The organism is Streptomyces sp. CC208A (genome assembly GCF_030010625.1).
Classification (GTDB): domain Bacteria; phylum Actinomycetota; class Actinomycetes; order Streptomycetales; family Streptomycetaceae; genus Streptomyces.
In genome coordinates this window covers 124,455-134,454 of the sequence record NZ_JASCXN010000020.1, presented here as the reverse complement: position 1 = coordinate 134,454, position 10,000 = coordinate 124,455, and the positions used below count along the sequence as shown (strand labels likewise).

8 protein-coding genes are annotated in these 10,000 nt (G+C 69.3%); 7 read left to right on the top strand and 1 reads right to left on the bottom strand.

The window, feature by feature from the left end; genetic code table 11:
• Positions 1 to 38: 38 nt before the first annotated feature.
• Positions 39 to 989, bottom strand: coding sequence for a VCBS repeat-containing protein (locus QK442_RS21980; protein ID WP_282695727.1), 951 nt, complete (start codon positions 987 to 989; stop codon positions 39 to 41).
• A 512-nt stretch (positions 990 to 1,501) separates the two neighbouring features.
• On the opposite strand from QK442_RS21980, the gene ngcE reads away from it, so the two are divergent.
• The 7 genes from ngcE (at position 1,502) to QK442_RS21945 (ending at position 9,834) form a co-directional block, all read left to right on the top strand.
• Positions 1,502 to 2,950: an N-acetylglucosamine/diacetylchitobiose ABC transporter substrate-binding protein gene (gene ngcE / locus QK442_RS21975; RefSeq protein WP_282695726.1), complete on the top strand. Its 1,449-nt coding sequence runs from the start codon at positions 1,502 to 1,504 to the stop codon at positions 2,948 to 2,950.
• Between the two features lie 109 nt (positions 2,951 to 3,059).
• Positions 3,060 to 3,989, top strand: coding sequence for a sugar ABC transporter permease (locus tag QK442_RS21970; protein ID WP_282695725.1), 930 nt, complete (start codon positions 3,060 to 3,062; stop codon positions 3,987 to 3,989).
• The gene (locus QK442_RS21965; protein ID WP_282695724.1) at positions 3,989 to 4,924 is read left to right on the top strand and encodes a carbohydrate ABC transporter permease; all 936 of its coding nucleotides are present in this window, start codon (positions 3,989 to 3,991) and stop codon (positions 4,922 to 4,924) included. Before QK442_RS21970 ends, QK442_RS21965 begins: the two co-directional genes overlap by 1 nt.
• A gap of 212 nt (positions 4,925 to 5,136) precedes the next feature.
• The gene (locus QK442_RS21960) at positions 5,137 to 6,348 is read left to right on the top strand and encodes an ROK family transcriptional regulator (protein ID WP_282695723.1); all 1,212 of its coding nucleotides are present in this window, start codon (positions 5,137 to 5,139) and stop codon (positions 6,346 to 6,348) included.
• Between the two features lie 123 nt (positions 6,349 to 6,471).
• A complete protein-coding gene (locus tag QK442_RS21955) occupies positions 6,472 to 7,536 on the top strand; it encodes a substrate-binding domain-containing protein (protein WP_282695722.1) in 1,065 nt (354 codons plus the stop codon).
• Positions 7,537 to 7,771: 235 nt separating this feature from the next.
• Positions 7,772 to 8,551: an ATP-binding cassette domain-containing protein gene (locus tag QK442_RS21950; RefSeq protein ID WP_282695721.1), complete on the top strand. Its 780-nt coding sequence runs from the start codon at positions 7,772 to 7,774 to the stop codon at positions 8,549 to 8,551.
• Positions 8,548 to 9,834: a sugar ABC transporter permease gene (locus QK442_RS21945; RefSeq protein ID WP_282695720.1), complete on the top strand. Its 1,287-nt coding sequence runs from the start codon at positions 8,548 to 8,550 to the stop codon at positions 9,832 to 9,834. Before QK442_RS21950 ends, QK442_RS21945 begins: the two co-directional genes overlap by 4 nt.
• Positions 9,835 to 10,000: the final 166 nt, after the last annotated feature.

Sequence of the window (10,000 nt, the reverse complement as noted above, 5' to 3'; positions counted from 1 at the left end):
GGAAGAGGAGCGGGGCCCTTCGCATGACGCGAGGCGGATCAGAACATCGCGCGGAAGCCGTTCCAGCCCGACGTGCCGATCTTCACCCGGGTCGTGTACGGGGTCGTGGAGCTGCCCCGGCCCTTGTACAGCCACAGCGCGCCGGCGCCGTCACGGGCCACCAGGTCCGCGCGGCGGTCACCGGTCAGGTCGCCCGGGGAGAAGATCAGGTTGTACGTGTTCCAGCCGCCGCCGATGCGGGTGCGGGCGGAGAAGGGCGCCTTGTAGTTGCCGGTGCCCTTGTACAGCCACAGCACGCCGTTGCGGTCGCGGGCGACGATGTCGGCCCGGCCGTCACCGGTGATGTCGCCCTTGCCGGCGATCTGGGTGTAGATGTTCCAGCCGGAGCCGACCCGGTAGCGCTGGGTCAGGGCCGCGTTGCCGTAGCCCAGGTAGTGCCACAGGACACCGGCGCTGTCACGGGCCAGCATGTCGTCGGGCGCGGCACCACCGGTGTTGCCGGCCGAGAAGACCTTGTTGTAGATGTTCCAGCCGCCACCGAGGTCGCGGACCGGGCCACCGCCCGCGTAGTGCAGCCGGCCCGCGCTGTTGACGGCGTACCAACCGTCGGCGTGGTACCAGCCGTCCGACTCGCGCTGGCCGTCGGTGTCCGCCTGGGTGAAGTTCTTGTACCCGATCCAGCCCGTGCCGGCCTTGCCGGCGATGCGCTGGATGGTGTCGCCGGCGACGGGGGTGTAGCCGATGACGTCGCCGTTGCTCTGCACGCCGTAGAGGTTGTTGAGCGCCGCACCGGATGCCGCGGTCGCGGATGCCGCGGTCGCGGTCGCGGTGGAGGCGGACGCGAGGTCCGCCTGCGCGGTCGGCTTGAAGGTCGGAGCCGGCTCCGCCGCCACGGCGGCGGTCGTGGTGCCCACCAGAGCGGCGGTCACCGCGGCGACGGTGACGCGGGCGAGCACACCCGTGCGGTCCAGGCCAGAGGTCTTGGCCACGTGATCTCCAGATCGGATTCGACAACAGAAGGGTACGAAGCGCCATCGAACTCGGCCTGGTTCGGCGGGTTTTCCCCCGTTCCGCCCGCCCGGCGGCGACTCCGTACATGACAGGAAGACGGCGACCGCGGCCACGCGGTTCCGATCACGTCGCAACTTCCTTCGACCCGTGTCCCCTTCGCCGGATTCCGTATGCACCATTCAGCTTGTGAAGGCGCCCCGGAGGGATACACCCCGGTCGGCCGGGGCAGTGTCCCGGCGGAAGCGCCGGAGAAAACCCCGAGGTCTCAACTCGGGAAAGAAGCCTGACGAATGCTGCTTTCGATCTTGCTCCGGTCGAGGGAAGTGGACTATACCTGTCGGCGTCCAGCCCGTCGGATGCTTCCGGCGACGGCCCGGCGCCTGCACGACCCAGCAAATGACCGCGGTGGCGGGGCCCTTCGCCGGTGGCGAGACGAAGTACGGGGGACCGGTACACCGCCTGAGTCCTGAATGAAGGCGAGGACTTGAGCATGGGATCCACCTCCGCCCACTCGAACGAGGGCGGCCTCGGCCGTCGTGATCTGATCAAGCGTTCCGCCGCTCTCGGTCTGGTCTCCGTGCCGGCCATGGGCTTCCTCTCCGCCTGCGCGAGCGGTGGCGGCAAGACGAACGACAAGGTCGAGAAGGGCGTCAAGTCCGAGAAGAACCCGCTCGGGGTCAATGAGACGGCCGAGCTCGATTTCGTCCTCTTCGACGGCGGTTTCGGCCAGCAGTACGCCAAGGACGCGGTCAAGCTCTACGAGCAGGCCCACCCCGGGGCGAAGGTCAAGTTCACCCCGACCCAGAAGATCACCACCGAGCTCCAGCCCCGCTTCAACGGCGGCAACCCGCCGGACCTGATCGACAACTCCGGCGCCGAGCAGATGGACATGGGCGTCCTCGTCGGCCAGAAGCAGCTCACCGACCTCACCCCGCTGCTCGACGCGCCCTCGGTCGACGACCCGTCGAAGAAGGTCCGCGACACCCTGCGCCCCGGCATCATCGAGATGGGCCAGTTCGACGGCGAGCCCTGCTGGATGCTCAACTACGCCTACACCGTCTACGGCGTCTGGTACTCGCAGAAGGCGCTCGACTCGCTCGACGCCACGTACCCCGAGACCTGGGACGAGATGCTGGCCGTCTGCGAGAAGGCCAAGAAGAAGGGCATCGCGCCCTGGACGTACGCGGGCAAGCACCCGTACTACCTCCCCTTCTCGCTCTACCCGATGATCGGCAAGGTCGGCGGCCGCGAGGTCCTCGACGCCATCGACAACCTGGAGCCGAAGGCCTGGGAGCACCCCGCCGTCAAGGCGTGCTTCGAGGCGTACTACGAGCTCTACAAGAAGGGGTACATCCTCCAGGGCACCCCCGGCCTCGACCACATCCAGTCGCAGACCGCCTGGACCGAGGGCAAGGCGCTGTTCATCCCGAACGGCTCCTGGGTCGAGAACGAGGCCGCCAAGACCATGCCGGCCGACTTCGACCTGGCGGTCTCCGCCCCGACCGGCCTCGACTCCTCCGACAAGATGCCCTTCGGCACGATCTGGGCGGCCGGCGGCGAGCCCTTCATCGTCCCGGCCAAGGCGAAGAACCCCGAGGGCGCCATGGAGCAGCTGCGCATCATGCTCAGCGAGGCGTCCTCCAAGAACTTCACCCAGTCCGTGAAGTCGCTCAGCGCGCTCAACGGCGGCACCGACGGCATAGAGCTCTCCCCGGGCCTCAAGTCCGGTGTCGCGGCCCTGGAGAAGGCCGGCACCAACGTGGTCAACCCGCGCCTCCAGGACTGGTACGTGGCCCTCCAGAAGGAGAAGATCGGCGTCGCCGGCATCGGCGAGATGATGGCCGGCCGGGCCACCCCGGCCGAGACGATCAAGAAGATCCAGAAGTACGCCGACGAGGCGGCCAAGGACCCGAACATCAAGCACTACAAGCACCAGTGAGCCGTGCCGGGGCCCCTTCCCGCCGACCGGGAGCGGGCCCCGGCGCCCTCGGCGCGCGGCGCCGCGGGCGCGCGCTTCGCCGGAGACCGGAGATCGGGGTCGGTTAGGAATGCAGCACGGCAAGTACCGTTTCATCGTGGGGTTCCTGGCGGTCCCCCTGGCGCTGTACGCGCTCTTCGTCATCTGGCCGTTCGTCCAGGCCATCTACTACTCGCTCACGGACTGGACGGGACTGAGCCCCGAATTCGGATTCGTCGGACTCGCCAACTACACCCGGCTGTTCGAGGACGAGATCTTCTGGAAGTCGCTCCAGCACAGCCTGACCTTCGCGCTCGTCCTTCCGCTGGTGACGGTCGGCTTCGCGCTGTTCCTGGCGTTCATGCTGAACGTCGGCGGCAGGCGCCGCAAGGGAGCGGCGATCGCGGGCGTGCGCGGCTCCTCGTTCTACAAGATCGTCTATTTCTTCCCCCAGGTCCTGTCGATCGCCATCGTGGCGCTGCTCTTCCAGTTCGCCTACAACCCGAACAGCGGCGCGATCAATTCGGTCCTCAAGGCCGTCGGCCTCGGCAGCGTCCAGCCGGACTGGCTCGGTGACCCGGATCTCGCCCTGATCTGCGTGATGGTGGTCCTCGTCTGGTCCACGGTCGGATTCTTCGTGGTGCTCTTCTCGGCGGGCATGGCGTCCATCCCGCGCGACTTCTACGAGGCCGCGCTGCTCGACGGCGCCAACCGCTTCACCACCTTCTTCAAGATCACCCTGCCGCTGCTCTGGGACACCGTGCAGTCGGGCTGGATCTACATGGGCATCCTCGCGCTCGGCGCGGAGTCCTTCGCGGTCGTGCAGATCATGACCGTCGGCCCCAACGGCGGCGGGCCCGACTACTCCACCATCGTCATGCCGCTGTACGTGTACCAGAAGGCGTTCCGGGACGGTCAGGCCGCCTACGCCACGACCATCGGCGTCGCGCTCCTCCTCGTCACGCTCGCCTTCGCCGCGGTCGTGATGAAGCTGGGCCGGCGCGAGCGGCTGGAGTTCTGATGAAGACCACCGACACCCCGCCCACCGGCGACGCCAGGATCCCCGCCCCCCGCCCGGGCGGGGCACCCGAGCTCAGGAAGGTCGCGGCCCCCGTCGAGGAGAAGCGCGGCGAGGGCGCCGTCCTCAACGTCTTCTCGCACGGCGTCCTGGTCATCTGGGCGATCATGGTGGTGATGCCGCTGCTCTGGGCGGTCATGACCTCCTTCAAGACCGACCGGGCGATCTTCACCTCGCCCTGGGCGCTGCCGGACGCGCTGCACTTCGAGAACTGGGCGCGCGCCTGGACCGAGGCGCACATGAGCGAGTACTTCCTGAACACGATCCTGGTGGTCGGCGGCTCGCTCCTCGGTACCCTGCTGTTCGGCTCGATGGCGGCGTACGTCCTGGCCCGCTTCGAGTTCCCGGGGAACCGCTTCCTCTACTTCCTCTTCATCGGAGGGATGAGCTTCCCGATCATCCTGGCCCTGGTGCCGCTCTTCTACGTGATGCAGAACATGGCCCTGCTGAACACGCTGCACGGGCTGATCCTGGTCTACATCGCGTACTCGCTGCCCTTCACCGTCTTCTTCCTGACGGCCTTCTTCCGGACGCTGCCGACCTCGGTGGCGGAGGCGGCCTTCATCGACGGCGCCTCGCACACCCGTACGTTCTTCCAGGTGATGCTGCCGATGGCCCGGCCGGGCCTGATCAGCGTCGGCATCTTCAACTTCCTCGGCCAGTGGAACCAGTACCTGCTGCCGACCGTGCTCAACACCGACCCCGAGAAGAAGGTGCTCTCGCAGGGCCTGGTGCAGCTCGCGGTCAGCCAGGGGTACAAGGGCGACTGGTCCGGGCTCTTCGCGGGCCTGGTGATGGCGATGCTGCCGGTGCTCGCCGCGTACATCGTCTTCCAGCGGCAGGTGGTGGCCGGTCTCACCGCCGGAGCCGTGAAGTGATGCCGTGAAGTGATGCCGTGACGTGATGCGGCGACGTAATGCCGTGAAGTAGCCCCGTCCTCCCTCCCGAAGCCCCTGCACGCGCCCGCGTGCGGGGGCTTCCGTCGTCTCCCGCGCACCCCCTGTCCCGATCCGGCTCTTGACGGAAGCGAAGCCGAAAGCGTCCCCTTAGAGTTCACATGTTGGAGAAAACGGTGGGAGTGAGAGAGTCGATGGAGACTCCGGGGTCGCAGACGTCTCTGCACAGGGCCAATCTCGAGCGGGTCGTCCGGGCGGTCCGGATGGCCGGATCGCTGACCCAGGCGGAGATCGCCCGGTCGACGGGGCTGTCCGCAGCGACGGTCTCCAACATCGTCCGCGAGCTGAAGGACGGCGGCACGGTCGAGGTCACCCCCACCTCGGCGGGCGGCCGGCGGGCCCGCAGCGTCTCGCTCTCCGGCGACGCCGGCGTCGTGATCGGCGTCGACTTCGGCCACACCCACCTGCGGGTCGCGGTCGGCAACCTCGCCCACCAGGTGCTCGCCGAGGAGGCCGAGCCGCTGGACGTGGACGCCTCCGCCGCGGAGGGCTTCGACCGGGCGGAACGGCTGGTCAACCGGCTGATCGAGGCCACCGGCATCAGCCGGGCCAAGGTGATCGGCGTCGGCCTCGGCGTCCCCGGCCCCATCGACGTCTCCTCCGGGACGCTCGGCTCGACCTCGATCCTGCCGGGCTGGGGCGGCATCAACCCGGCCGAGGAGCTGTCGGCCCGGCTCGGGGTCCCCGTCCATGTCGACAACGACGCCAACCTGGGCGCCCTCGGCGAGCTGGTGTGGGGGAGCGGCCGGGGCGTCAAGGACCTGGCGTACATCAAGGTGGCGAGCGGTGTGGGCGCCGGTCTGGTGATCGACGGGCGGGTCTACCGCGGCCCGGGCGGCACGGCCGGCGAGATCGGCCACATCACCCTCGACGAGTCGGGCCCGGTCTGCCGCTGCGGCAACCGCGGCTGCCTGGAGACCTTCACCGCCGCCCGGTACGTGCTGCCGCTGCTCCAGCCGAGCCACGGCCCCGACCTCACCATGGAACGGGTGGTGCAGCTGGCCCGCGAGGGCGACCCGGGCTGCCGCAGGGTCGTCGCCGACGTGGGCCGCCACATCGGCAGCGGCATCGCCAACCTCTGCAACCTCCTGAACCCCAGCCGGGTCGTGCTCGGCGGCGACCTCGCCGAGGCCGGTGAGCTGGTGCTCGCCCCCATCCGGGACTCGGTCGGCCGGTACGCGATCCCGAGCGCCGCCCGTCAGCTCTCCCTGGCGCAGGGGGCGCTGGGCGGACGGGCCGAGGTGCTGGGCGCGCTCGCCCTCGTACTGAGCGAAATGGGCGATTCGACCCTGTTGGGGAGCGCGTTGCCGACCGCCGCCCCCGCCTCCCTCCCCGCCTTCACTTAGAAAACGATAAGCACCGTTGCCATCTCGTTAATCTTTCACTTCTTGACGACTGGTGTTGTGGCCGAGTTGACTTCGTGACACCTCGGCCGCAATGTCGCGGCCTCGTCAGGGAGGCAACCCCACATGAACGCAATGACCCGTCGCGTCGTCATAGGCACGGCCGCGGTCTCCATGGCCCTCGCGCTCTCCGCCTGTGGCAAGGCCGGCGGCGGCGACGGCGAGGACAAGGGCAGCACGACCAAGATCGGCCTGCTCCTGCCGGAGAACAAGACGGCGCGGTACGAGGCCCTGGACAAGCCGCAGTTCGAGAAGGCCGTCAAGGCCGCCTGCGGCGACTGCGAGGTCGTCTACAACAACGCCGTCTCCGACGTCGTGAAGCAGAAGCAGCAGTTCGACCAGCTCGTCGCCGACGGTGTGAAGGTCATCGCGCTCGGCTCGGTCGACGCCGCCAAGTCCGCCGGCTGGGTCAAGGAGGCGCAGGGCAAGGGCGTCAAGGTCGTCGCGTACGACCGCGCGATCGAGGGCGCGGACGCCTACGTCAGCCACGACAACAACAAGGTCGGCGAGCTCCAGGGCCAGGCCCTGCTCTCCGCTCTCGGCGCCAAGGCCGCCACCGCCCAGATCGTCATGATCAACGGCGACGAGAAGGACCCGAACGCCGGTCTCTTCAAGAAGGGCGCCCACGCCGCCCTCGACGGCAAGGTCGGCAAGGTCGCCTACGAGGCCTCCGGCGAGTGGGACCCGAAGATCGCGGGCGAGAAGATGGCCGCCGCCATCTCCTCCGTCGGCAAGGACAAGATCGGCGCCGTCTACTCCGCCAACGACGGCATGGCGGGCGGCATCATCACCTCCCTGGAGAACGCCGGCATCAAGGGAATCCCGGTCGGCGGCCAGGACGCCGAGATCGCGGGCATCCAGCGGATCGTCGCCGGCACCCAGACCTTCACCATCTACAAGTCGCCGCTCCAGCTGGCCCCCGAGGCCGCCAAGTTCGCGGTCAACCTGCTCCAGGGCAAGGAGCTCGGCGCCCAGGGCGAGACCGACGGCGTGAAGTCCACCCTCTTCGCCCCGGTGGTCGTCGACAAGACCAACATCCAGTCCACGGTGATCCAGGACGGCATCTACAAGGCCGCCGACATCTGCTCCGCGGACCTCGCCGCCAAGTGCGCCGAGCTGGGCATCAAGTAGGCCCGCCGGGCCCGGACCCCCGGGCCCCCTCCCCTCCTGTCGGTGCGTCAGACCCGACAGGACGCGGAACGCGCCCGCTCCCGCGGCGCGGCTCCGCCCCTGACCCGTCCGGCCCCGGCCGACCCAGACCCCGCTGTCGCCCCGGGGCCGGACGAGCACAGCCCCCCTCGAACTCGGCGCCGTACGGCGCGACATGCCGCCGCCCCCGTCACGGGCGGCGAAGGAGTTGGTTCACGTGTCCCAGACGCCTGTCCTGGCGTTGCGCGGGATCTTCAAGCGATTCGGAGCGGTTCAGGTCCTCTCCGGCGTCGACCTCGAAGTCCACGCGGGCGAAGTGGTCGCCCTGGTCGGCGACAACGGCGCCGGAAAGTCCACGCTGGTCAAGACGATCGCCGGCGTCCACCCCATCGACGAGGGCGTCATCGAGTGGGAGGGCCGCCCGGTCGAGATCTCCCGCCCGCAGGACTCCCAGCACCTCGGCGTGGCCACCGTCTACCAGGACCTCGCCCTCTGCGACAACCTCGACGTCGTCGCCAACCTCTTCCTCGGGCGCGAGCTCAAGAAGGGCGGCGTCCTCGACGAGGTCGCCATGGAGAAGCGGGCCAAGGACCTCCTCTCCACCCTCTCCATCCGCATCCCCAGCGTCCGCATCCCCGTCGCCGCCCTCTCCGGCGGCCAGCGGCAGGTCGTGGCCATCGCCCGCGCCCTGGTCGGCGACCCGAAGATCGTGATCCTGGACGAGCCGACCGCCGCCCTCGGCGTCGAGCAGACCGCCCAGGTCCTCGACCTCGTCGAGCGACTCCGCGAGCAGGGCCTCGGGGTCATCCTCATCAGCCACAACATGGCCGACGTGAAGGCCGTCGCCGACACCGTCGCCGTCCTGCGCCTCGGCCGCAACAACGGCACCTTCCCGGTCGCCACCACCACGCACGAAGAGATCATCGCGGCGATCACCGGCGCCACGGACAACGCCGTGACCCGCCGGCAGGCCCGCACCGCGGAGGCAGCCCAGTGAGCACGACCCCGAAGGCCACCGAGAAGGCCCAGGTCCCCGAGCCCCGCACCGCCGAGGCCGCCGCGGTCCCCGCCGTCGACCCCCGTCTCCTCGTCCGCGAGCAGGGCCTCAAGGGCTACGTCGACGAGTTCAAGCGCAAGATCCGCTCCGGCGAGATCGGCTCCCTGCCGGTCGTCGTCGGCCTCCTCGTCATCGGCATCGTCTTCCAGGCGCTGACCGGCAACTTCATCACCTCGTACAACCTCGACCAGATCATGCTGTACGCGGCCGGCCCCGGCATCATGGCCGTCGGCATCGTCTTCGTGCTGCTGCTCGGCGAGATCGACCTCGCCGTCGGCTCGGTCGCCGGCCTCGCGGGCTCCGTCTGGGGCGTCCTCGCCACCGACATGCCGGACTCCCTCGCGATCCTCCTCGGCATCCTGTCCGGCACCCTGCTCGGCGCCTTCCACGGCCTGGTCTTCTCCAAGATCGGCGTCCCCGCCTTCGTCGTCACCCTCGCCGGCTTCCTCGGCTGGGCCGGCCTCCAGACCTGGGTGATGGGCGAGAAGTCGACCATCCCGACCCCCATCGGCAGCTTCGTCGGCGACCTCACGAAGTTCTACTTCTCCGACGTCGCCGCCGCCTACGGCCTCGCCGCCGTGGTGATCGCCGCCTTCTACCTCGCCCAGCTGAGCGACTCCCGCCGCCGCAGGGCCGCCGAGCTGCCGCACCGCCCGCACAGCGAGATCCTGCTGCGCACCGGCGTCCTCGCGGTCCTCGTCCTCGTCGCCGCGTACGGCTTCAACCAGGAGAAGGGCCTGCCCCTCTCCCTGGTGATCTTCCTGGCGATCCTCCTGGTCACCGACTTCGTGCTGCGCCGCACCACCTACGGCCGCCAGGTCTTCGCGGTCGGCGGCGGCATCGAGGCGGCCCGCAGGGCCGGCATCAACGTCGCCTGGATCCGGACCTCGGTCTTCATGATCTCCGGCACCCTGGGCGCCGTCGGCGGCCTCTTCCTCGCCTCCGCCACCGGCGGCGCCGACCGCTCGCTCGGCGGCGGCAACCAGCTGATGATGTGCATCGCCGCCGCGGTCATCGGCGGCACCTCCCTCTTCGGCGGCCGCGGCAAGGTCTGGTCGGCGCTCCTGGGCATCCTGGTGCTCCAGTCGATCGTCCAGGGCCTCAACCAGCTCAACCTGGAGTCCAACGCCATCCAGTACATGATCACCGGCGCGGTGCTCCTCATCGCCGTGATCATCGACTCCGTCTCCCGCAGGACCCAGAAGTCCGCGGGACGCGCGTGACCTGCGAGGAGGCCCCCGCGGGCAGGCCCCGCGGGTAAGGCGCTCCCCATCCGCCCGGCACCGGGAAACCGGTGCCGGGCACCGTCGCGTCCGGAGCAGTACATCCCCCGTGCGGGTGATGCCGCTCCGGGCGGCCGGATGACCACGATCCAAGACGGAACATTAG

What these genes read in the sequence shown, in the direction of transcription:
- QK442_RS21970 (WP_282695725.1), top strand. Translation starts at nt 3,060, where the DNA reads ATGCAGCACGGCAAGTACCGTTTCATCGTGGGGTTCCTGGCGGTCCCC.
- QK442_RS21965 (WP_282695724.1), top strand. Translation starts at nt 3,989, where the DNA reads ATGAAGACCACCGACACCCCGCCCACCGGCGACGCCAGGATCCCCGCC.
- ngcE (WP_282695726.1), top strand. Translation starts at nt 1,502, where the DNA reads ATGGGATCCACCTCCGCCCACTCGAACGAGGGCGGCCTCGGCCGTCGT.
- QK442_RS21960 (WP_282695723.1), top strand. Translation starts at nt 5,137, where the DNA reads ATGGAGACTCCGGGGTCGCAGACGTCTCTGCACAGGGCCAATCTCGAG.
- QK442_RS21955 (WP_282695722.1), top strand. Translation starts at nt 6,472, where the DNA reads ATGAACGCAATGACCCGTCGCGTCGTCATAGGCACGGCCGCGGTCTCC.